Raw genomic sequence first — 22,225 nt, forward strand, 5'->3', positions numbered from 1 at the left:
TCCGGACTACCCTGTTTTCTTAATCCGCGCTTACTCGCCCAATCAGTCGTCGATCAATGCCTGAATGATCGGACAGCTCGTCTCCAGAGCTTCGCTGTCGCAGCGCGCAACCATAGTGGCCAGTGCTGTCCTCATTGCAAGGAGGTCGCCCACCTTTGCCTCCACCAAAGCGAGCTTTTTCCCCGCGAGCGCGCGCGTGCTCGAACATGTCCCCGAGCCTTCCAGTTTCAGCAAGCTCGCAATTTCCTCCAGCGTAAAGCCGAGAAGCTGCGCGCGCTTGACGAAGCGAATCCGGCGTACATGTTCGTCTCCATAGGTGCGGTAGCCGCTACTCGGCCGCACCGGCTCATCGATCAATCCACTGCGCTGGTAAAAGCGGACAGTCTCGACGTTCACTCCGGCGGCGGTCGACAAGCGGCTTATCGTCATTTTCTCAGGCATACACTTGACTCCGTATCTATGTACGGAGTTTATCCTATCTGTGGATCAATCGATTGGGACAGGGACAAGATGGGAACCAAAGGGCCTTTAGTCGCAGGTGCGCTGGCTGCGCTGGGTGCATCGGCTTGTTGTGCGGGGCCGCTCATCCTGCTATTGCTGGGTATCGGCGGCGGTTGGGCGTCTCTCCTGATTGCGTTCGAACCCTATAGCCCCTATCTCACCGCGCTTACGGCACTGTGCCTCAGCATGGCATTCAATAGCTTGTATCTGCGCCGGCGTGCGTGCACGCCGGCTGAAGCCTGTTCCGATGACCGCATGCTCAGGAATCAACGCATCTTGTTCTGGCTTGTTTCATTGCCGGTCATATTGCTGCTGACCTTTCCCTTGTACGCCTCGCTGTTCTACTAAAAGGATTATTCGATGCGCATCTATAACATCGCGATCGCCGGCTTATTGCTGACCGGTTCGGCCATCGCCGGCACAACACAAACCCTCACCCTCGACGTGCAGAACATGACCTGCGCAACTTGCCCGATTACTGTCAAGATGGCGCTACAGCAGGTTCCGGGCGTCAGCGACGTGAAAATCGATTACGAGCGCAAGACGGCCACCGTGCGGATTGACCCCGACAAGGCCAGCGCGGCGATGCTAACGAAGGCGACAGCCGACGCAGGCTTCCCATCGAATGCCAGGAAATAGCCCAATGACCAAAGCTATCCTGGAGTCGGTCCTGACCTGTCCGCATTGCGGCCACAGCAAAGAGGAAACCATGCCGACTGACGCGTGCCAGTTCTACTACGCATGCGAAGGGTGCGAGGTCGTGCTGCGCCCGAAGACTGGCGACTGCTGCGTCTTTTGCTCGTACGGCACGATGAAGTGCCCGCCGATTCAACTGGACCATCCCCCCGGTGTCAGAATAGTTGTCGCGTCACTTGGTGAAGTAAAACCATACCGGGGACGGGCAAGAGAGATTGCGTGAAGCAGTATTCAGCAGAACGGAAAGAAGCACTACTACGGCAGATGATGCCGCCGCAGAACAGGTTGGTGTCGGAGCTGGCTCGCGAGAGCGGGATTACCGAGCAGACCCTTTATACTTGGCGCCGTCAACTTCGTAATCAGGGAACAGCGGTGCCGGGTAGTGGGAAAAATGCTGAGGAATGGACCTCGGAAGACAAGTTTGCCGTGGTGTTGGAGACGGCCGCGCTGAACGCCAGCGAGCTGGCCGAGTATTGCCGTCGCAAGGGGTTATTCGCCGAGCAGATCGCCATGTGGCGCGCCGCATGCATGGCCGCCAATGCGAGCACGACGCAGCAGACGCGGGGCCAGCTGGCGCAGTCGAAGGAAGACAAGAAGCGCATCCGGCAGCTGGAGAAGGACTTGCAGCGCAAGGAGAAAGCGCTGGCCGAGGCGGCAGCGCTGTTGATCTTGCGAAAAAAAGCCCAGGCGATCTGGGGGGACAAAGAGGAAGACTGATCAGCGTCCCAGATCGCCTGTCGTGTGTCGAGTTGATCCGTGAAGCACAGACAGCGGGCAGTCGCCTTGCGCCAGCCTGCCTCGAGTTGGGCATCACCCTGCGCACATTTCAGCGCTGGGTGCGTGAAGGCGACGATGCCGTGGCCACTGACAGCCGTCCAACCAGTGTGCGTCCAGAACCGGCCAACAAACTGAGCGAGGACGAGCGAGCCGAGATCCTGGCCGTTGCCAACAGCGAGGAATTCGCCAGCCTTCCACCGAGCCAGATCGTGCCGGCGCTGGCCGATCGCGGCGTGTACATGGCGTCGGAGTCGAGCTTCTACCGCGTCTTGAAAGCGGCATCGCAACAGCATCACCGAGGCCGAGCGAAGAAGCCTTCTGAGCGCGTCGTCACGAGCCATTGCGCCACCGGCCCGAACCAGGTATGGAGTTGGGACATAACCTGGATGCCGGCCGCCGTGAAAGGCCAGTTTTACTATTGGTACATGGTGCTCGATGTCTTCAGCCGTAAGATCGTCGGCCATGAAGTGCATGTCGCGGAATCGGCGGAACTGGCGTCACGGCTGATGCGCCGGGCCAGCTTGGCCGAAGGATTGGCAGGCCGTTCCCTGGTGCTCCATTCAGACAATGGCAGTGCCATGAAAGGCGCGACCATGCTGGCCACGCTGGAGCAGTTGGGTGTGGCACCGTCGTTCAGCAGGCCGCGTGTGAGCAACGACAATGCCTACGCCGAGTCGTTGTTCCGTACCTGCAAATACCGTCCGGACTACCCGAGAAAACCATTCGGGAGCCTGGAACAGGCGCAGGCATGGACGCAGAAATTCGTACGTTGGTACAACCAGGAGCACAAGCACAGCGGCCTGAAATTCGTTACACCGGCACAGCGTCACAACGGCCAGGACGCGGCGATCCTGAAACGCCGGGAGCAGGTTTATGACGATGCCCGAAACCGTCACCCGCAGCGCTGGTCGCGGGGCATCAGGAACTGGACACTGGAGAATCAGGTCTGGTTGAATCCGGAACGGATTCGACCAGAAGAATTAAAGCGCGCAGCTTGAGGTGACGCGACAACTACGTTGACAAACGCCGCATCCGTGCTGCGGCTGACCTGCGTCGTCTTTGACAACTGGGATTAAGCGCCTAATCAACGTATCCTGGAAGTGAGTGGCGGGCGTCGCGTTTTTGCGCATGGCGGTAACATGCTCGACATTACATCGAACGGCCTGACAAGAACCTTGACTGGAATTGCTGATGAGGATCGATTAATGGGAGGCGAACACAGCCACAGCCACAGCCACAGCAGCGGCAACCTCAAGCTTGCCTTTCTGCTGAACCTCACGTTCACGCTGATCGAATTCGCCGGCGGACTATGGACAAATAGCGTTGCCATTCTCAGCGACGCCGTGCATGACCTCGGCGACTCGATCTCGCTCGGACTTGCCTGGTACTTCGATCGGCTTTCAAAGCACGGCAGCACCCCAAAAGACACCTATGGCTACGCTCGATACTCACTGCTTGGCGGCCTGATCACCGGTATCGTATTAATTGCCGGCATCGGCTTCATCCTGTGGAACGCAGCGCAGCGCCTTTTCGATCCGCAGGAAGTCAACGCGACGGGTATGATCGTGCTGGCGGTGGTTGGCGTCATCTTCAATGGCGCAGCGGTTCTGCGTGTTCGCAAGGGGGAGTCGCTAACCGAGAAAGTCGTCAGCTGGCACCTGCTGGAAGACACCCTCGGCTGGATTGCGGTGCTGATTGGCGCCGCGGTGATGGCAGTCTGGGAACTCCCCTGGATCGACCCGGCCCTATCGATCGGTATTTCGCTCTTCGTCTTGTGGAATGTTTTCCGCAATCTCCGGAAGTTCTTCGAGGTTTTCCTGCAGCGGACTCCGTCCACCTTCGACCTTCCCGCCTTTGAAACTGCGGTCAAGGCTATTCCCGGGGTCATCGATGTCCACGATACCCATAGCTGGTCGATCGACGGCGAGAAACATGTCCTGACAACCCATGTCGTCGTCTCACCGGGAGCTACTGCCAACAAAGTCATGTCGTTCAAGTCGAACGTGAAAAAACTCATCGGTGACAGAGCTTTCGAACATATTGCGATCGACATCGAGGCGCCAGAGAAAACGGGCACAACGTCCGAGGTTCAAAAAAGACGTCAGGACTAAAGGAAAATGGCGGAGTATTCCAATGCAGGAGGCCCTGCTGTACTTGTTCCATGACATGCTTTTTTTATGCTTTGCTGACAATCACGATGCTGCAGCTCAGCTGGAGCATCGTGGCGGAAAATTGTGGAACAGTCTGATGAGATCGGAACATCCGACGCAGCTACCGAATTCCGATTTTTTTTAAAATGCGGAAGACAGTGTCAATCTCACGCCCCACTTAGCGGGCCGTGTCGCTTCAGGAAGGGACGGCTTTTGCTTGCTTCTAGTCGATCGCCAATTACTAAAACGACTCATGCTGGACAACCCCGAAAACTATGGCATTTGACTGATTTCGCTGTCGAAGATCCTTCATTGTGTCTGGCCGATGTAGACGTTTGCCTCTCCCTGAGAGCTCTTTCAGCACAAATCAGATCCATGCTGCCGGACATGCCGCAAAAACTCTGACATCAAGGCTATTGGTTCCGTGGGGTGCTAAAGACAACCGCTGTCTCATGCTATACTTATTCCCATGGCCGCCCGACGCTTCATCTACCTCGTCTTGACGATTCTTGCTCTCCAGCTCAGCTGGAGTGTGGTCGCTGCGTATTGCGAGCATGAGTCGGGCCTTGCCGCTCAGCATTTCGGACACCACTCGTCCGAAGCCGATGTTCATAAATTCGCGTTCGACGGGAAGGACCAGCCCTCTGGCTCGGCAAAGAAAGCAAGTGTGCATTCGCACTGCTCGTCCTGCACCCACATTTCGCTGTCGGTCGCTGCTCTTCCGGTACCCTTAGCGATCGTCGAGCCTGTCCGCCTCGTGCCGCCGGCTACTTTGCTGCACTATTCTTCCTTGCATTCCGATCGGCCAGATCGGCCCCAATGGATCTCTGCCGTTTGATTCGGCGGCAGATCGTATATATCCATTTATCGTTGTGCGGGAGGCCGGTTGGCCAGCCCGATACGTCTCGCTGCTGAATAGCCTTCGTTTTCAATGACCGGAGTTATTCATGCATCCAAAATTTTTCGTCCTCGGGGCGGCTGTGCTATTTTCACAGGCGTTACCGAGTGCTGCGCAGATGACAGCGCAGCAAGTTCTGCCTGAGGCAACCCAGCAGCCCTTCCCGGCCACGAGCTCGCCCCTGACACTCGAGCAGGCAGTTGCTAAGGCCCTGGCGGCCAATCCGACACTGCGCGCAGCCGCGCTCGACGTGGCGATTGCCCAGGGTGCGCGCCGCCAGGCCGCCGTGTTTCGCAATCCAGAGGTCTCGTACGTGCGTGAGGGAACCCAGCGCGGCACCCGCACCCAAACAGTTCAGGTTAGCCAGGTGCTCGAACTCGGAGGCAAGCGCTCGGCCCGCATTAGGCTTGCGGAGACCGAGCGCAGCCTCGCCGAAGGGAATCTTGGCGTTGCGCGCATAGACCTGCGCGCCGATGTCACCAGCGCCTATTTCGACGCACTTGGTGCGCATGAGCGGCTGCAAGTGGCCCAGGCTTCGCTCGACGTGGCCAGCAAGGCTGCCGTTGCGGCGGAAAAACGGGTCGCAGCCGGGCGAGTATCGCCTGTCGAGCAGGATCGCGCCGGCGTCGCCCAGGCAGCGGCCCGGCTAGAACTTTCACAGGCCCAGAACGAACTGTCCATCGCCTTGCACACATTAGCTGCCTACTGGGGGGAAACCACCGCGATATCGCAGCCGCTCGTGATACCCGAGCTGGACCTGGCGCCTGCCCCGGCACTGGACGTGCTGCAGCGTCGGCTGGACGCCTCGCCCCAGCTGCGGCGCTCCCGCCTACAGGTAGAGCGTGAGGTAGCCCAGGTAGGCCTCGACCGTTCCCAGCGCATTCCTGATTTGACGCTCATCGTCGGCAGACAAAAGGATGACGAAATCGGACGCTCGCAAACCGTGCTCGGCGTTTCGGTGCCAATTCCCTTGTTTAACCGGAATCAGGGCAGTCTCCAGGCGTCGCTCTCCCGGGCTGAAAAGGCACGTACTGAACTCGAAGCGGAGCAGCTGCGCCTTCACCAATCGTTGACTGCTGCCTACCAGCGTGCACAGCTCTCCCGAGAACAGGTACGCACCATGCGCCAGGATATTTTGCCGAGGGCGCAGCGTGTGTTCGATGCGGCCGTCACCGGATTTGAAGCAGGCAAGTTCAGTTTCCTCGACGTCCTCGACGCCCAGCGGACGCTCCTGCAGACTCGCACGCAGTATATCCAGGCGCTGTACGACCGCTACCGTGCCGTCGCAGACCTTGGCCGCTATGTCGACGTCGACGGCGCCACCTCATACAACAGGATCTCTCCATGAAGTTCAACATAGACAAAAAGTCCGCCTTTTCCATCCTGACAGTTGTTGCCGTAGGTATTGTTCTTGCGCTTGCCATTCTATTCTGGAAAAAAGATGCCTCTTCCGGCGAGGGCGAAGCGGAACATGCTGAGGAAACGACGGAAAAAACTGCTGCAAAAGGGGGACATGCCGAAGGCGAGAAAGAAACTCATGGCGAAGGTAAGGAAGAGGCTCATGGCGAAGGCAAGGAAGAAGGTCATGCTGACGCCGCGCCCGGCCTGATCAAGATGACTCCCCAGCAGATTCAAAGCGCTGGCATCGTTACCGCCAGAGCTGGCGCGGCCAGCGTCGACACGGCCGTGACCCTGCCTGGCGAGGTGAACTTCAATGAGGATCGCACGGCGCACGTGGTTCCCCGTGTCGCCGGTGTCGTCGAATCGGTTTCCGCCGCGCTCGGCCAGGACGTCAGGAAGGGGCAGGCACTGGCCGAGATTGCGAGCCCGGAGCTCGCTGAACTGCGCAGCGCTGTCCTCGCTGCGGACAAGCGCCTGGGACTCGCGCGTGTGACGTATGAACGCGAGAAGAAGCTTTGGGAGGACAAGATTTCGGCCCAGCAGGATTACCTGCAGGCCGAGCAGCAATACCGCGAGGCCCAGATCGAAGCACAGTCTGCGCGGTCGAAACTGACGGCGCTCGGCGCTGGGCTAGGCTCGGACGCCCTGAATCGCTATGTACTACGCGCGCCGTTCAACGCCGTGGTGGTCGAAAAGCACCTAGCCCAAGGCGAGGCGGTCAAGGAAGACGCCAACGCATTCGTCCTGTCCGACCTGTCGAAAGTGTGGGTACGGATTGCCGTCAGCCCGAAAGACTTGGGAACGATTCGGGTAGGCCAAAGCGTGACCATCCGTTCTCCTGCCGGTGGCGAAGCAGTCAACGGAAAGGTGAGCTACATGGGTAACCTGCTGGGTGAACAGACAAGGACTGCGACCGCGCGTGTCGTGGTCGATAACCCGGGCCTCGCCTGGCGGCCGGGCTTGTTCGTGAACGTGTCAGTGGTACGTGGCAAGAAGGAGGCCGCCGTCACAGTGCAGGCCGATGGCGTGCAGACAATCGAAGGCAAGACGGTGGTGTTTGTCAAGGCGGCGCAAGGCTTCCAGGCGCAGCCAGTCACTCTGGGAGCGAGCGACGGCAAGGTCGTGGAGATCGTTCAGGGCTTGACTGCCGGCGCCGAATACGTTGCAACGGGTAGCTTCGTTGTGAAGGCCGAGCAAGGCAAAGGCAGTGCCGAGCACGCACACTGAACGAGGAACCAGACATGTTTGAACGAATAATCCGCTTTGCCATCGAACACCGATGGCTCGTTATGCTAGCTGTCATCGCGATGGCTGCTGTCGGCATCTACAACTACCAGAAGCTGCCGATCGACGCAGTTCCTGACATTACCAACGTCCAGGTCCAGATTAACACGTCGGCGGCTGGCTATTCGCCGCTCGAAGTGGAGCAACGCGTCACCTTCCCGATCGAGACGGTCATGGCCGGCCTGCCTGGTCTGGAGGAAACCCGCTCGCTGTCGCGCTACGGCCTGTCGCAGGTCACTGTTATTTTCAAAGACGGGACAGACATCTATTTTGCCCGCCAGCTTGTCAACCAGAGGATACAGGAGGCGAGGGAAAACCTGCCTGGCGGAGTTGTCCCAATGATGGGGCCGATCTCCACAGGCCTGGGCGAGATCTACCTGTGGACGGTAGAGAGCGAACCCGGTGCGAAGAAGCCCGATGGCAGCCCCTACACGCCGACCGACCTGCGTGAGATACAGGACTGGATCATCAAGCCCCAGTTGCGCCAGGTTGCCGGAGTCACCGAAATCAACTCGATTGGCGGCTTCGCCAAGGAATACCTGATCGCGCCTGATCCAGCCAAACTCAGTTCCTATGGCCTGTCGCTATCCGACGTTGTCAGCTCGATCGATCAGAACAACAACAACGTCGGCGCCGGCTATATCGAACGCCGCGGCGAGCAGTTCCTGATCAGGGCGCCGGGCCAGGTACGCACCCTCGACGATATCCGCAATAGCATCCTCAGCAACGTCGATGGCGTCCCGATCCGTGTACGTGATGTCGCCACCGTCGATATCGGCCGTGAGCTGCGTACCGGCGCGGCGACCGAGAACGGCCGCGAGGTCGTGCTGGGAACGGTATTCATGCTCATTGGCGAAAACAGCCGTGCAGTGTCCCAGGCGGTGGCTACCAAGATGGTCGATGTCAATCGCTCGCTACCGAAAGGTGTTAAGGCCGTCCCGGTCTACGACCGTACAGTACTCGTCGACAAGGCGATCAATACGGTAAAGAAAAATCTTCTCGAAGGCGCAATCCTTGTAATCGTCATTCTATTTCTGTTCCTGGGGAATATCCGGGCTGCAATCATTACTGCAATGGTTATCCCGTTGGCAATGCTTTTCACCTTTACGGGCATGGTGACCTATAAAGTCAGCGCCAATTTGATGAGCCTGGGTGCGCTCGACTTTGGCATCATCATCGACGGGGCCGTTGTCATCGTTGAAAACTGCGTCCGGCGACTAGCGCACGCTCAGGAACACCATAAGCGGGATCTCACTCTGACTGAGCGCTTCCATGAAGTGTTCGCGGCTGCCAAGGAAGCACGGCGTCCCCTGCTCTTTGGTCAGCTCATCATCATGGTTGTCTACCTGCCGATCTTCGCGCTCTCTGGCGTTGAAGGCAAAATGTTCCATCCGATGGCGTTCGCCGTTGTTGCGGCACTGGTCGGAGCGATGATCCTGTCGATCACCTTCATTCCGGCTGCAGTTGCCCTGTTCATCGGCAAACGCGTTACGGAGAAGGAAAACAGGATCATGGGCCTGGCCAAACGCGCCTATGCACCGATGCTCGAGAAGGTGATGCGCAATGCCGCACTGGTCATCACTAGCGCAACCGTCCTGGTCCTCCTGTCGGGACTCCTGGTGACGCGCCTTGGTAGTGAATTCATCCCGAGCCTGAACGAAGGCGACCTCGCGATTCAGGCCCTGCGAATTCCAGGAACCAGCTTGAGCCAATCCGTAGAAATGCAGAAGAAGATCGAAGCCGGGCTGAAGGCAAAGTTCCCCGAGATCGACCGGGTGTTCGCCAGGACCGGTACTGCGGAGATCGCGTCGGATCCAATGCCGCCAAATATCTCTGATGGCTACATCATGCTCAAGCCCGAATCGGACTGGCCAACGCCAAAGAAGAGTCGGGCGGAGCTGGTCACAGCGATCCAGGAAGAGTCCGAAAAATACGCAGGCAACGCCTACGAATTTTCGCAGCCCATCCAGTTACGTTTTAATGAACTAATTTCTGGCGTGCGCAGCGACGTTGCCGTCAAGGTCTTCGGCGACGATATGGAGGTGCTTGCTTCGACAGGCCAGGAAATTGCCGAGGTACTTCAGCGCATCCCCGGCGCAGCGGAGGTGAAGGTCGAGCAGACGGGCGGCCTGCCGATGCTGACCGTAAACATCGACCGCGAGAAAACGGCGCGCTATGGCCTGAACATCGGCGCCGTTCAGGAAGCACTCGCCATTGCAACCGGGGGGCGCGAGGCCGGTACCATGTTCGAAGGCGACCGCCGCTTCGATATCGTGGTCCGCCTGCCTGAAACGTTGAGGGCCGATCTGGACGCGCTCAGGCAGCTTCCTGTCCCACTGCCTGTCAAGGAGGGGAGCCCGACGTCCTACATTCCTTTGGGCGAAGTGGCGACGCTTGAATTTGCACCGGGACCAAATCAGATCAGTCGGGAAAACGGCAAGCGGCGCATTGTTGTGAGCGCCAACGTACGCGGGCGTGATATTGGCACCTTCGTGCCCGAAGCCGCAGCTGCGATCGCCAAGGAAGTCCAGGTGCCGCCAGGATACTGGACGAGTTGGGGAGGCACCTTCCAGCAGCTAGAGTCGGCAACCGCGCGCCTGCAGGTGGTAGTACCACTCGCGCTGTTCATCGTGTTCACGCTGCTCTTCATGATGTTCAACAACGTCAAAGACGGCTTGCTCGTGTTCACGGGGATTCCGTTCGCCCTGACTGGCGGTGTCATCGCCCTCGCGCTGCGCGGCATTCCGATGTCAATATCGGCCGCGGTCGGTTTCATCGCACTCTCAGGCGTGGCGGTCCTGAATGGGCTGGTGATGATTTCCTATATTCGCACCCTGCGTGAGGAAGGCATGGGACTGGACCGGGCAATCACGCACGGGGCGTTGACACGGCTCCGGCCAGTTCTTATGACCGCCTTGGTGGCATCGCTGGGCTTTGTACCGATGGCCATCGCAACCGGCACCGGCGCCGAGGTACAGCGTCCGCTGGCAACCGTTGTCATCGGGGGTATCCTTTCCTCGACGGCGCTAACGCTGCTTGTGCTTCCCCTTCTCTATCGGCTTGCTCATCGCAAAGACAGCGACGAAGTGCCGGTGCCGCAGGAGAAGGCGCTCGTCCATTAAGTATACTGGGCTACGAGAACTTCTTGCGGCCCAGCCATGGAGACAACATGCGTCTGGACAATCGAACGAGGCTCGCTCGCAGCATCGTTCGACTTGTCAGGCTTGATCTTGTCGCGCATGGGATTCCCTTTGTAACTTTCGTGACCCGGGGAATCGTACTTGAACGCGTCGCCCTGATTGCCTTAAGTGTAAATCGTGTTGTCACTATTGAATTTAGCCGAATGATCAAAGTGGAGCCTGACGATCAGCACAGATTCAGATCTACTGACGCGATGTCCTCGGTGACGCAACTTTTCCTCAGATCAGTTGCGTGGCAGTGTCCATCTAAGTTACTGCCATAGGAACACACGGCCTTTTTCATCCCGAACTGCTAAACGGTGCGTAGATCGACGGCTTTGTAGCACCTGAGGCAGTTGCTGCGACGACCACAGGCTTTCCGGCGTGCCGGTCCGCTTACGCTAGCAGAGCTGATGCGCGGTTCTCGGCAGCGCCGACGGCAGTGCGCGCTGTATCGCCCGTGTTGCACCACAAAGTGGTACGTCAAAGCTGCACCCACTCGCTGGACGCGTTCTAGCGCTGTTGCCTTGCGTGCGTACCGTGCTTTGTCTGAGAACGCTGCTGGACTGATTGGGTGACACAAGTACGTTACTGATCGATATTCGATGGAGGAGATAAATGAATGTTGAGCAACAGACTGCCGACACGGCCCACGTCCACCTCATCACAATGTTTGGAATTGGAGCTCTGGTCCTGTTCGCAGTGATCATGCTGTTCTTAAGTTGGCTGAAATATAAGGATCGAAGCAATCCTGCCAAGACGAAAACCCACAAAAGCATTAAAACCAGGAGAAAGCGAAAATAGTCCTCGGTGTTCTAGTGCAAAGCGACAAAACGAAGCAGCTGTGGTTGATCAGGCCGAGCTACCAGTCGTCATGGAAGCACAATCTTAAATACTATACAAAAGGAGAGATGATGGGTTCAGGACATTCTCATGCAGCACAACAGGGTCAAAACGAACGGCCTCTCTGGATCGCGCTTGTCCTTACCACAACATTTCTGGTTGCAGAAATCATCGGCGGCATTCTCACCAACAGTCTCGCCCTGATCTCGGACGCTGCCCACATGTTCACCGATAGCGCGGCACTGGCCGTATCACTGGCCGCAATCCGCATCGGCAAGCGGCCCGCTGATAGTCAGCGCACCTTTGGCTACTACCGTTTCGAAATTCTGGCCGCAGCCTTCAATGCCATTCTGCTATTCCTGGTGGCGATCTACATTCTGTACGAAGCTTATCAACGCTTGAACAACCCGCCCGAAATCCAGTCTGGAACAATGCTTTTGGTTGCTGCCTTCGGCCTCGTCGTTAACCTCATCAGCATGCGGCTGCTTTCGAGTGGCAAGGATGCCAGCCTCAACGTCAAAGGCGCCTACCTAGAGGTATGGAGTGACATGCTCGGCTCTATCGGCGTCATCATTGGAGCCCTTGTGATCCGTTACACCGGATGGAGCTGGGTAGATTCGGCAATCGCTGTCGGCATCGGGTTGTGGGTGCTGCCTCGCACCTGGACACTGCTTACGGCCAGCATGAACGTGCTGCTCGAAGGTGTTCCCGAGGGGCTCGGCCTTGACGAGGTAAAAGAAGCGCTGTCACGGATCCCGGGCGTGGCCAGTGTGCACGACCTGCATGTTTGGTCAATCACGAGCGGCAAATCCAGCTTGACGGCACACATTGTACAAGATGGAGAAGTTGCCGATTCGCAGGCGCTTCTATTGACTATCCGCGAGCTCGTCGCAAACAAATACGACATTCACCACAGCACGATTCAGATCGAGTCGGTACCGTGCGAACAATCGTTCGAGGAACACTCTTTCGGTCCTGCGACCACGCCTGGGGGCCACAGCCACGAAGGAGAACGTCAATGATTGATCATATCAAGGCGAACCTGGTCCAAGCCCGGGATGCACTCGACAGCTTAATCAGCAACGACCTGCAGCTGGGACATATTGAAGCAGCAGCTGGCTGTCTGATCCACGCATTGCAGAACGGTCATCGCATCATTTCTTGCGGGAACGGAGGCTCGATGTGCGACGCTATGCACTTGGCGGAAGAGCTGTCGGGGCGTTTCAGGGACGACCGCCCTGCCATGGCTGCAGTCGCCATCAGCGACCCTAGTTATATCAGCTGCGTCGCCAACGATTATGGTTACGACCAGGTATTTGCGCGGTTCGTACAAGGGAACGGCTCGGCCGGCGATGTGCTGTTTGCGATCAGCACGAGCGGCAGCAGCCGCTCGGTTATATCAGCAAGCGAAGCCGCACACGCCAAAGGCATGAAAGTGATTGGCATGACTGGCCGCGCAGGCTCCGAACTCGAGCGGCATGCGGACATTTGCATTTGCACTGAAGGCGGGCGTTACGCCGACCGTGTCCAGGAACTCCATATTAAAGTCATCCATATTCTTATCGAGCTGGTCGAGCGTGCACTCCAGCCTGGGAATTATGGACAGCCAGGCTAAGTTAGTTCATTCAACCTCATCCACATTACATTCAGGATCCTTTTGCCCGGGATCCCTTGGTCCACACTGATAGCATCATGAAGAGATCCAATACTTATCCTCGCTTGTCGTTCCACGCAGCCACCGTGAGACTGGCACATCTGACCTCTTGGGCCGGGCCATATGTCACCCTCCTGCAAATGTCACTTTTCGGCCTATCTCTGCTTTCACTGTCCCGCCTTTCGATGATGGTGTGGCAGTGGGACCGTGTCCAGCAAACCGGCATTCCGGGCGAGATCTTGCTTCAGGGAGCTCGGGCCGACCTGATTTTGCTGGGCTATTTCATTGCAATTCCCCTGTTGCTTGCGCCGGTGCTCGCGCATCCTTCACGTGCATCAATCTGGAAATGGTTCACAAGCAGCTGGGCGACGTTTGCACTCATGTTCATCGTATTCATGGAATTGTCTTCCCCGCAATTCATCATGCAGTACGACGTGAGGCCGAATCGCCTCTTCGTCGAATATCTATCCTATCCACGCGAAGTCTTTGCCACTCTGTGGAATGGATTTCGCAGAGCTGTGATACTCGGCATTGGCGCTACGGTCGTCTTGACCGTCCTGTTCTTCTATATCTTCAGGCGTGCGGCTTCGGAAATGAAGTTCTGGCGGACTCGTACCCTGCTGCTGACTTGGCCGCTAATCTGCCTGCTGGTATTTGCGCAGGTTCGCTCGACCACCGGCCATCGTCCTGCCAACCCTGCCCTGTTCGCCCTGACCGGCGACTCGATGGTCAATTCCTTGATCATCAACTCGGGTTGGTCCGTTCTCGACGCCATTAACTCATTACGCAAGGAGGCGAACTCGTCTGAAATTTACGGCAGTATCCCGCCGAGCCAGGTACTGGCCGAAGTAATAGCCGCGCCGTGGCTACGCGACCATGTCTTCCCAAACAAGGATATTCCTACGCTCCACCGGCAAGACGCCGCAATCAAGCGCGATCGTCCGCTGAACCTTGTCATTGTTCTACAAGAGAGTCTTGGCGCCACGTTTGTCGAGTCGCTGGGCGGCTTGCCTGTCACGCCTGAGCTTGAGAAGCTTAAAGGTGAAGGATGGTGGTTCGAACAGCTGTACGCGACCGGGACACGCTCAGTTCGCGGGATTGAAGCGGTTATCGCAGGCTATCCTCCAACCCCCGCGCGCAGCGTTGTCAAGTTGTCGCTTGCGCAGCAAAATTTTTATACTTTGGCGGCCGGTCTGGGCCAACAAGGCTATCACACAGAGTTTGTCTACGGGGGCGAGGCACATTTCGATAACATGCGCAGCTTCTTTACTGGCAACGGCTTTCAGAAAATCGTTGACTTGCCACAGATGTCTCCGCGGTTTGTCGGGAGCTGGGGCGCTTCGGACGAAGACCTCTTCGACAAATCCCTCGAGCGCCTTAAATCATTGCATGCGCAGAACAAGCCCTTTTTCAGCCTGATCTTCACATCGTCGAATCATGAACCCTTTGAGTTCCCGGACAACAAAATCGAGCTGTACGAGAAGCCCAAGCAAACCGTCAACAATGCAGTGAAATACGCGGATTTCGCGCTCGGAAAATTCATCCGGGAAGCCAAGAGGCAGGCCTACTGGAAGGATACGGTCTTCCTGATCGTAGCTGATCATGACAACCGGGTATATGGCAACGCACTGGTACCTATCAAGAAATTCCATATTCCCGGGCTGATCCTAGGTGCGGATATCCAACCCAAGCGCATCCGAACGATCGCGAGCCAAGTCGATCTCGGTCCAACCTTGCTTTCCTTACTCGGGGTTTCGAGTAACCACCCGATGATTGGCCGGGACCTTGTCAGGGATGAAAAAACGCCAGGACGTGCGCTCATCCAGTTCAACAACTACTTTGCATGGCTCGACGATAGTTCCGCCACCATCTTGCGCCCTGGGCAAGCACCCTTGATGGGGCGGTATGACCGCGGAACTGGAGTGCTGGACGTGAGCACGGATGCGCCGCTGCAAGAGCAAGTAACCAGGGCGATGGCACATGTGATGCTGCCTTCATTACTCTACCGTGAGCAGCGTTACCGATTGGTAAAGTAATGCACGCGTGATGTGCCCGATAGGAATATGCGCCTGTATCCACACCAGCTGTCTTGACGATGACAATGCGTATATGCATGTCGTCACCAGCATTGTCGAAGGTATTGCAGGCTTCCCGCGTTCGGTTCGCGATCAAGGCCAGAGGAAGCAGCGTAACTGTTGCCAGTACTGCCCCCCTTCAGGTGCCGAAGGGATTTGCGTCTTTGCCGCCGCAGGGAGTTTGGGGTCACCATTGAATCGAACAGCCGACATTTGTCTTTGACGCCGGCGCCCGACAACGTGCATATCGCGTACTGGACATAATGGAATAATTTATTTTTCGATCGATTGAGTTGAGCACTTCTTATCGCCGCTTAATGATTGGAAATTTCCAGACGCAATCTCATACATACTTGATACATCATCCATCTGAGAGTGGCACCGGCATCCTAGACTGCTTCTGTCTCTTGGCATCAGAAACGATTCAGATTTAAAAACGGAATGAAAACAAACCTACCACCGCGAAGCGCTGCGAACATCCAAAGATTCTTGCACTTTTTTGAACCCATCTTGGCGCGTGTACAGGACTTTTCTGGGCGCAACCCCGACCTGACGTTTGTCCTCGTCGCAGCCTCGGGCTTAGTAACGATATACAACTGGCGCTTCTGGGACAGCTTTTTGGAAGTGATGCCAATTGAAAGTGCGGCGGATGCCGGTTTTGCAATCGCAATTCTGATGTTGCTTATCTGGCTCCATGCCGCAATTTTGCTTATCGTCCCAAGTCGTACGATAATGCGTGCCGCTACCTGCGCATTAATTATTGCGGGAGCGATATGTGCTTTTGTCGCGGATACCTATAAAATCCAGATAGATCGCGACATGGTACGCAACGTGGCGCAAACTGATCTCACCGAAGCAATGGGGTTGTTAAGTCCGAGATTCATTATTTATTTACTGCTCCTAGGTGTGGCTCCGGTTTGGCTGTTAACACGAGTTCGATTGGCTGAAGTCTCGACAAAACGCTTTCTCGCACAAAGATTTGCCGGAATATTTTTGGGCGCAATCATCGTAACAGTCGGAATCATGCCGTATTCAGGGCAATTCGCTACATTCTTGCGTACCCACAAACCGCTCCGTTATCTGATCAATCCCGGCAACGCGTTCCATGCCACATGGCGTTATATACATCATGAAACAAGTTTGTCGCAAAAGCCGCTCGTCGACGTTGATGGAGTAATCACTCGGTCCACTTCTGTAGCCGAGAATAAGCCATTATTGGTCGTACTCGTCGTTGGTGAAACAGCGCGGGCAGCGAACTTCCAGTTTTTAGGGCATGAAGATGCTACGACGCCGCACCTTGGAAAACGCGAAGACTTATACAGGTTTAGCAACGTGAGCAGCTGTGGTACATCTACGGCGATATCCCTGCCATGCATTTTCTCGGGGCTCGGACGCAAAGATTTCGACGTGGGGGCTCCCGTTGAACGCACTAACCTTCTTGATACATTGAACAAAGCAGGCGTAATGGTGGAATGGCGAGACAACAACACCGGATGCAAGGGAATTTGCGACCGTGTGCCGAACGTCCAATTTAAACCTGGAACCGATTCAGCATTATGCGAGCAAGATTATTGCTATGACGAAATTCTCTTGAGCGGATTGCGTGAATCTGTTTTAGCGAACAAAAAGGATCAGCTAAGAGTTTTGCATCAAATTGGCAGCCATGGGCCAGCATACTGGCGGCGCTATCCTGCACAGTTCGAGCGATTTGCGCCAACTTGCCGTACGAATGACCTCAGCAAGTGCACAAAAGAGGAAATTCACAACACCTATGACAATACGATTGTATATACTGACTACGTCCTCGATAGGACAATTGGCATGCTGGAAAAACTATCGGAGCAGTATGACACCGCACTTCTCTATATATCCGATCACGGCGAATCGCTTGGCGAAAAAGGTTTATACCTTCACGGTGCGCCCTATCGGTTCGCACCAAAGGATCAGAAACACGTGCCGATGATATTGTGGCTTTCATCAGGATTTCAACAACGATCGCTGTTATCTTCTGGATGCATACGCGGTATGCAGAACCAACCGCTCAGCCACGATAACATTTATCATACAATTCTAGGAATGATGCAAGTGAGGAATCTCGTTTATTCGCGAAGCCAAGATATGCTACTTCGCTGCCGTCAATAGTGTTATGCAGGATTTCTTGAGCTGAGATGGCGGTTCCTGAGAGGTAATTCCCTCATCCTTATAGCACGCTAAAAGTAGAGCTCAAGCTGCGAGCGCCATTCTTACTTGGAAGGATTGCGCCGAGTGCCCCTGATGAGCGGTCCGGATGTTACCTGAAACGCATAGCCTACCGACTTCTAGTGATCGGAATGGAAACAGTAGTGATCGAATCGGCTGGAACCCACGCCCCCCGTTGCTGTGTTCGAGTCACGCAGCGTGATCTTATGATAGTCGAGGCAAGGGACGTTCCCCTTGACACTGCACAACGACATTGTTATGTACTAGAAAGATATTTTAGTAAAGGTGCGCAATAGAAGTAGTCTGTGGCCATACGATCGCGAGTAAATTGTCTCGAAAAGCATATTTTATAAAAAGCCTTCATACTCAAAGTTCCAAGTCCCGACTTCTCGAGCATCGCGTATAGGTGTCGATGTGAAGTAGCTCAGATGGTCAGGCCATTAGGAGCCGCACCACTTCGCACGCAGTACCAAGAGCTAAAACATGCGTGATTTGGACGCTTCTAACTCAACCTCGCCAGTGAATTCAATTAAAAATGCAGCGCACACAAAACGCATATAGAGTGCTGGCATTAAAACTAAAACATCGCATTGACGCTGCCACGACGGTTTCGAGTTGATGTACATTGCATATGTCTAGGAACAAATGACCTTTGATGGAAGCCCATATCGGGTAGAGGCCGTCTAGAACTGTTCGAGTCATTGTTTCGTATAAAGATTAATGCAGGAGTTTTGGCGGCGTCGAGGATAGTAACTTCATGCACTACCCTTCGCGACCAAGCCACCAAGACCGTAGTAATAATTTGGCGTGCGATGCCACGCTAAGAGCAAAGGAAAAGTTTGAGCATCGTCGTTAGATCCTGCACCAATTCTGATCGGAATCAATATTGACACAGTCCCGGATATTAACAGCACCAACTAAGTATGATTCCGTACCCAAAGGCCTGAATTCACTGGCTAACGTTTATCTCATGAAAACGGGCAGCACAATAACGGCCCATGTAACTATTGCAAGTATCACGGTTAAAAATACTGCTGCACTCCCGAAGTCTTTCGCGTTCTTCGATAGCGGATGCCGCTCAAGAGAGATTCGATCGATTGCTGCTTCGACGGCTGAGTTGAGCAGTTCGACAATCACCACTAGTGCGAGGACCATTATCAAAACCAGTCTTTCCAGGCGGGAGATTGGAAGTAGTAAAGCTGCGAGAATAGCAGGTATTGATACCAATAATTCTTGCCGAAATGCATGCTCTGTTTTCCACGCGAGCTGGAGACCTTGGATAGAATAACGTGATGCCGCAAAAATGCGATTCAGCCCACTTGTACTCTTGAATTCACTTATCTGATGCTCGTTCTGAAGCATATTTCACTTCCCTGTAGAAAAATTGACTATTTCAGTAATAGCCGAACCAAGTTGTTAAGGTGGGTTCGGAAGTTCTGTCATATGTTTCAGCATTCGCATAGTCAAGACGACGTCAAATCACATGCTGACCATGCGCTTTTCCGATGCTAGGAAACGCTTAAGTAACTTGCAACTGCGCATTCGATCTAGGTCAGCCGCACCGTCTAGCTCACGAAGTGAGCACTCCATAACTATATAAGCGCGGCGATAAGCGCATAAAAACGACACTGATGGAGCATTTTATCAGAGCGCGTAAGACTAAGCCGGGAATATATCGTGAACACAAGATTCACATGTAGCTCAAACGGCAGCACTCGGTAGCCGAACAGTACACAGTCGGTGTTGGTAAGCACGATCTAGCTTTCTTGCGGCTGTAACGCAAGGCCGGTTGAACCCAGCCTGCAAAGCCGAGCTCGCAGTTATCGCCGACATCGCGACGGCAATCGTATCGTCGCGAAGGCGCTCGAAAAAGATGATAGAGCCTTCGTTCCGACTAGCAGTGGCGCAGTAGACTGTGACAGAGCTGTCAGCCGCAGTTCAGCTTGCGCGGAGCGTTGGCATCAGTCAAATGTGCTAATGGACAGTGCTGGGTTAGCGGCGGAGAACGCCATCATTGCCGACTAGCCGGCACTCTGATGAGTAACCACTGCAATTTGGGTTTTCGACTTTGCTTCCTGTACGCAGCCGTGTAAAGAGCTCCAACAAATCCCAAGCTTATCGATGGAATCTATCGCGTGCTCGTGCTGAGCTCTGAGGATCATGTAGCGCCATTGGCTCGTGCATGAAACCGCAGCTGCTAGTCCTGATCAAAATCAATAAGAGCTGGTCGTGAACTTCAAGCGCCGTGACCTCTGCGCGGCGTCCGCACAGAGTTAATCTAGCTAGGCCCGGCCGCAGCGGAATGCCTACGTTAAGCGTTACACCGAGACGGCCCCTATAACGGCCTCGCTCACCGCCTGTTTGACATGGAAGGAAAATTCAGGAATTTGCTAACAGCCGACTTTGGAACATACGCCGACAGCTTAATCTGGCTCTGAACTGTTCAAAATGCAGGGCTTAGAAGCCGCAAGTCAACTTGTACTTTAGCGTACAATAGAACAGAAAAGTTCCCGGACCGTTGTCTACTCGACTATTTCTACACCGCATCATCGTTCTGTTCGCCCGTGCGGATGCGAAGTATTGTTTCGACGTTGCATACGGCAATGACGCCGTCCGATGGGTTACCAGTATAAGCAGCTTTTTTGATCGTTTCAACAATCTCATCTGCTTGAGTATCACTGCAATATATGATTAACAAGTTGCAATCGCGGGCAGGGGCCCATTCTGTCGGGGCATACGAATGATGAATACCACTGCCGCGTCCGTGTCCTTTTCCGTTCAATAACGTGAATCCTGGGAAATGGTCAATTGCATGAAGGGCCTGCTCTACAGCTTCCAAGCGAAACGGTTTGATGATGCCGACAATTTGTTTCATCATTTCCCCCTAGGATTTGCTTATTCAGCTAAGTAACTCGATGGTTTTAGCTCTGCACCAATCTTGTGGCATTTCATCAATGAAACGCGAGACTTAGAGTGTGTCAGTCCAGGTGGCCCGCACCAGGCACCGACCGCATTATGATTTTTCAGGAAGGACCTTGACAGCACACGGTACACGCGATTTCATTCGCTCACTATACACGCAATCTTATGCGATCATATGCTTCATGTAGCGAGACACGGAAGACTTACTATCCCATGATCAGAAGTACCGATCTTCTTGACGGCTTTTTTTGGACTTTTATGGCGTTCATTATCGCGATGATTCTTTATTCTGCTTATATTGAAGGGCCGATTTGCGCTCCCGGCATGAACCTCAATTTCCTCACTGCATCCAGTTCCCTATGATTCCACGGCCTGCACCTACGGCAATCCCTAGACGCTCGAAGAATCGTATTGCGCTCGTGTTGCAAGGTGGGGGCGCGATGGGAGCATATCAGGCGGGTGTGTATCAAGCACTCGATGAAAACGGATTTTGTCCTGACTGGGTTGTGGGCACGTCCATCGGCGCTATCAATGGCGCCCTGATCGCAGGCAATGCGCCCTTACGGCGGCTGGAGCGACTTAGGCAGTTCTGGCGCCACGTGTCACAGGCGGAGGACGTGGACATGGTACGCATGAGTGATGCCACTCGCCAACTTCATGCTCGCATGTCCACTGCTGGCGTCCTCATGCAGGGCGTTTCGGGTTTTTTCTCTCCGCGGCTGTTGAGCCCCTTTAGCGCTGGTTTCCCTGTAGCGCCTGAGCAAGCAAGTTTCTATGAAACCTCGGCGCTGGCTGCCACGCTCGAGCGTTTCGTCGATTTTGATCACCTGAATCAGGCCGACGCCACGCGCTTGACCGTCAATGCGTTGAAGGTGACCGATGGCGAACTGGCGAGCTTCGACAATAGCACTCAGACGATAACTGTCGATCATATCCTTGCCAGCGGCGCTTTGCCGCCGGCATTTCCGCCAGTTCGCATCGATGGCCAGCTTTACTGGGACGGCGGGCTCTACTCGAACACGCCGCTCGAAAGCATCCTGAATGACGAGCCTCCTGTTGATACCTTGTGTTTCATGGTCGACCTCTGGCGCGCTCAAGGAGCGGAGCCGAGCACACTTGACGAAGTCAACACACGGCAAAAAGACATCATCTTCTCTTCCCGGTCCACGCGTCATATCAACGCGTATCGGCGCACACATGAGCTTCAGTGCATGCTGCAGCGGGTCTACCAAATGCTGCCTCCTTCATCGCAGCGCGACATCAGCGCTGCGGTGCTGCCGCTACTTGTACCGGAAACCACCATGCACATCGTGCGCCTTATCTATCCCGGCAAGGACTGGCAAATGGCGGCCAAAGACATCAATTTCTCCAGCGGGTCGATCGACTGGCGTTGGGGCCAAGGTTACAGCGACGCAATCCAAGCCATTCAGCAGGCGAAATGGATGGACGAGGTGAAGGGCCATCAAAGCATCATGGTGCACGAACTGGACCGCACGAGTGAATGAGCGCACGGCGTGGAGGCCAGTTCGTATCGGTAAGTTCACCACGTATCATGGATTTTTAGATGAGCGGCAACGCAGTCCTTACAGCAAGCTGCCGTGCGTCTGGCGGACTTCTGGCGGCACTGGGCAGAACATTTACCTTGG

17 protein-coding genes are annotated in these 22,225 nt (G+C 55.2%); 13 read left to right on the top strand and 4 right to left on the bottom strand.

From position 1 onward, the window contains the following. Nucleotides 1-42: 42 nt before the first annotated feature. A complete protein-coding gene (locus MasN3_RS13630) occupies nt 43-441 on the bottom strand; it encodes a MerR family transcriptional regulator (protein ID WP_281907751.1) in 399 nt (132 codons plus the stop codon). Nucleotides 442-510: 69 nt separating this feature from the next. Here MasN3_RS13630 and MasN3_RS13635 point away from each other — a divergent pair, with 69 nt between their 5' ends. The 5 genes from MasN3_RS13635 (at nt 511) to MasN3_RS13655 (ending at nt 4,085) form a co-directional block, all read left to right on the top strand. Next, nucleotides 511-849 carry a mercuric transporter MerT family protein gene (locus MasN3_RS13635; RefSeq protein WP_281907753.1) on the top strand — a complete coding sequence of 113 codons (339 nt, stop codon included), beginning with the start codon at nt 511-513 and terminating at the stop codon, nt 847-849. 12 nt (nt 850-861) lie between these two features. Further along, complete coding sequence (locus MasN3_RS13640) at nt 862-1,140, top strand: heavy-metal-associated domain-containing protein (protein ID WP_281907754.1); 279 nt, start codon at nt 862-864, stop codon at nt 1,138-1,140. A 4-nt stretch (nt 1,141-1,144) separates the two neighbouring features. After that, the gene (locus MasN3_RS13645) at nt 1,145-1,420 is read left to right on the top strand and encodes a GDCCVxC domain-containing (seleno)protein (protein ID WP_281907756.1); all 276 of its coding nucleotides are present in this window, start codon (nt 1,145-1,147) and stop codon (nt 1,418-1,420) included. Then, a protein-coding gene (locus MasN3_RS13650; RefSeq protein WP_370662289.1) for an IS3 family transposase occupies nt 1,417-2,972 on the top strand; the annotation gives its coding sequence in 2 pieces (ribosomal slippage) (nt 1,417-1,888 and nt 1,888-2,972; 1,557 coding nt in all). The genes MasN3_RS13645 and MasN3_RS13650 overlap by 4 nt, the downstream gene beginning before the upstream one ends. A gap of 141 nt (nt 2,973-3,113) precedes the next feature. Then, nucleotides 3,114-4,085, top strand: coding sequence for a cation diffusion facilitator family transporter (locus MasN3_RS13655; RefSeq protein ID WP_281907761.1), 972 nt, complete (start codon nt 3,114-3,116; stop codon nt 4,083-4,085). Nucleotides 4,086-4,491: 406 nt separating this feature from the next. On the opposite strand, the gene MasN3_RS13660 is transcribed toward MasN3_RS13655, so the two are convergent. After that, nucleotides 4,492-4,737, bottom strand: coding sequence for a hypothetical protein (locus MasN3_RS13660; protein WP_281907763.1), 246 nt, complete (start codon nt 4,735-4,737; stop codon nt 4,492-4,494). Nucleotides 4,738-5,071: 334 nt separating this feature from the next. Between MasN3_RS13660 and MasN3_RS13665 the strand changes: the two genes are divergently transcribed. The 7 genes from MasN3_RS13665 (at nt 5,072) to MasN3_RS13695 (ending at nt 17,600) form a co-directional block, all read left to right on the top strand. Further along, complete coding sequence (locus MasN3_RS13665; protein WP_091874538.1) at nt 5,072-6,370, top strand: TolC family protein; 1,299 nt, start codon at nt 5,072-5,074, stop codon at nt 6,368-6,370. Beyond that, nucleotides 6,367-7,650, top strand: coding sequence for an efflux RND transporter periplasmic adaptor subunit (locus MasN3_RS13670; RefSeq protein WP_281907770.1), 1,284 nt, complete (start codon nt 6,367-6,369; stop codon nt 7,648-7,650). The genes MasN3_RS13665 and MasN3_RS13670 overlap by 4 nt, the downstream gene beginning before the upstream one ends. Nucleotides 7,651-7,664: 14 nt before the next feature. Further along, entirely contained in the window at nt 7,665-10,829 is a 3,165-nt protein-coding gene (locus MasN3_RS13675) for a CusA/CzcA family heavy metal efflux RND transporter (protein WP_091874536.1), read from the top strand. 971 nt (nt 10,830-11,800) lie between these two features. Beyond that, a complete protein-coding gene (locus MasN3_RS13680) occupies nt 11,801-12,751 on the top strand; it encodes a cation diffusion facilitator family transporter (protein ID WP_091874635.1) in 951 nt (316 codons plus the stop codon). Continuing rightward, a complete protein-coding gene (locus MasN3_RS13685; protein ID WP_281907772.1) occupies nt 12,748-13,344 on the top strand; it encodes an SIS domain-containing protein in 597 nt (198 codons plus the stop codon). Before MasN3_RS13680 ends, MasN3_RS13685 begins: the two co-directional genes overlap by 4 nt. A 77-nt stretch (nt 13,345-13,421) precedes the next feature. Further along, on the top strand, nt 13,422-15,419 hold the full coding sequence (locus MasN3_RS13690; protein WP_281907773.1) for an LTA synthase family protein: 1,998 nt from the start codon (nt 13,422-13,424) through the stop codon (nt 15,417-15,419). A gap of 528 nt (nt 15,420-15,947) precedes the next feature. Beyond that, a complete protein-coding gene (locus MasN3_RS13695) occupies nt 15,948-17,600 on the top strand; it encodes a phosphoethanolamine transferase (protein WP_281907775.1) in 1,653 nt (550 codons plus the stop codon). Nucleotides 17,601-18,620: 1,020 nt separating this feature from the next. Here the strand turns inward: MasN3_RS13695 and MasN3_RS13700 are convergent. Both MasN3_RS13700 and MasN3_RS13705 read right to left on the bottom strand, forming a co-directional pair. Then, a complete protein-coding gene (locus MasN3_RS13700; protein WP_281907778.1) occupies nt 18,621-19,019 on the bottom strand; it encodes a diacylglycerol kinase in 399 nt (132 codons plus the stop codon). Nucleotides 19,020-20,193: 1,174 nt separating this feature from the next. Then, on the bottom strand, nt 20,194-20,532 hold the full coding sequence (locus MasN3_RS13705) for a P-II family nitrogen regulator (RefSeq protein ID WP_281907780.1): 339 nt from the start codon (nt 20,530-20,532) through the stop codon (nt 20,194-20,196). A gap of 487 nt (nt 20,533-21,019) precedes the next feature. On the opposite strand from MasN3_RS13705, the gene MasN3_RS13710 reads away from it, so the two are divergent. After that, nucleotides 21,020-22,084 (top strand): patatin-like phospholipase family protein, encoded by a 1,065-nt coding sequence (locus tag MasN3_RS13710; RefSeq protein WP_370662290.1) that lies wholly within the window; start codon nt 21,020-21,022, stop codon nt 22,082-22,084. The last annotated feature ends 141 nt before the right edge of the window (nt 22,085-22,225 follow it).

It is taken from the genome of Massilia varians, assembly GCF_027923905.1.
In the GTDB taxonomy this organism is placed as follows: Bacteria; Pseudomonadota; Gammaproteobacteria; order Burkholderiales; family Burkholderiaceae_D; genus Telluria; species Telluria varians_B.

Bases quoted from the DNA above. Each gene is read 5' to 3' on its own strand.
- MasN3_RS13630 (WP_281907751.1), bottom strand. From the start codon at position 441: ATGCCTGAGAAAATGACGATAAGCCGCTTGTCGACCGCCGCCGGAGTG.
- MasN3_RS13635 (WP_281907753.1), top strand. From the start codon at position 511: ATGGGAACCAAAGGGCCTTTAGTCGCAGGTGCGCTGGCTGCGCTGGGT.
- MasN3_RS13640 (WP_281907754.1), top strand. From the start codon at position 862: ATGCGCATCTATAACATCGCGATCGCCGGCTTATTGCTGACCGGTTCG.
- MasN3_RS13645 (WP_281907756.1), top strand. From the start codon at position 1,145: ATGACCAAAGCTATCCTGGAGTCGGTCCTGACCTGTCCGCATTGCGGC.
- MasN3_RS13655 (WP_281907761.1), top strand. From the start codon at position 3,114: ATGCTCGACATTACATCGAACGGCCTGACAAGAACCTTGACTGGAATT.
- MasN3_RS13660 (WP_281907763.1), bottom strand. From the start codon at position 4,737: ATGAACATCGGCTTCGGACGAGTGGTGTCCGAAATGCTGAGCGGCAAG.
- MasN3_RS13665 (WP_091874538.1), top strand. From the start codon at position 5,072: ATGCATCCAAAATTTTTCGTCCTCGGGGCGGCTGTGCTATTTTCACAG.
- MasN3_RS13670 (WP_281907770.1), top strand. From the start codon at position 6,367: ATGAAGTTCAACATAGACAAAAAGTCCGCCTTTTCCATCCTGACAGTT.
- MasN3_RS13675 (WP_091874536.1), top strand. From the start codon at position 7,665: ATGTTTGAACGAATAATCCGCTTTGCCATCGAACACCGATGGCTCGTT.
- MasN3_RS13680 (WP_091874635.1), top strand. From the start codon at position 11,801: ATGGGTTCAGGACATTCTCATGCAGCACAACAGGGTCAAAACGAACGG.
- MasN3_RS13685 (WP_281907772.1), top strand. From the start codon at position 12,748: ATGATTGATCATATCAAGGCGAACCTGGTCCAAGCCCGGGATGCACTC.
- MasN3_RS13690 (WP_281907773.1), top strand. From the start codon at position 13,422: ATGAAGAGATCCAATACTTATCCTCGCTTGTCGTTCCACGCAGCCACC.
- MasN3_RS13700 (WP_281907778.1), bottom strand. From the start codon at position 19,019: ATGCTTCAGAACGAGCATCAGATAAGTGAATTCAAGAGTACAAGTGGG.
- MasN3_RS13705 (WP_281907780.1), bottom strand. From the start codon at position 20,532: ATGAAACAAATTGTCGGCATCATCAAACCGTTTCGCTTGGAAGCTGTA.
- MasN3_RS13710 (WP_370662290.1), top strand. From the start codon at position 21,020: ATGGGAGCATATCAGGCGGGTGTGTATCAAGCACTCGATGAAAACGGA.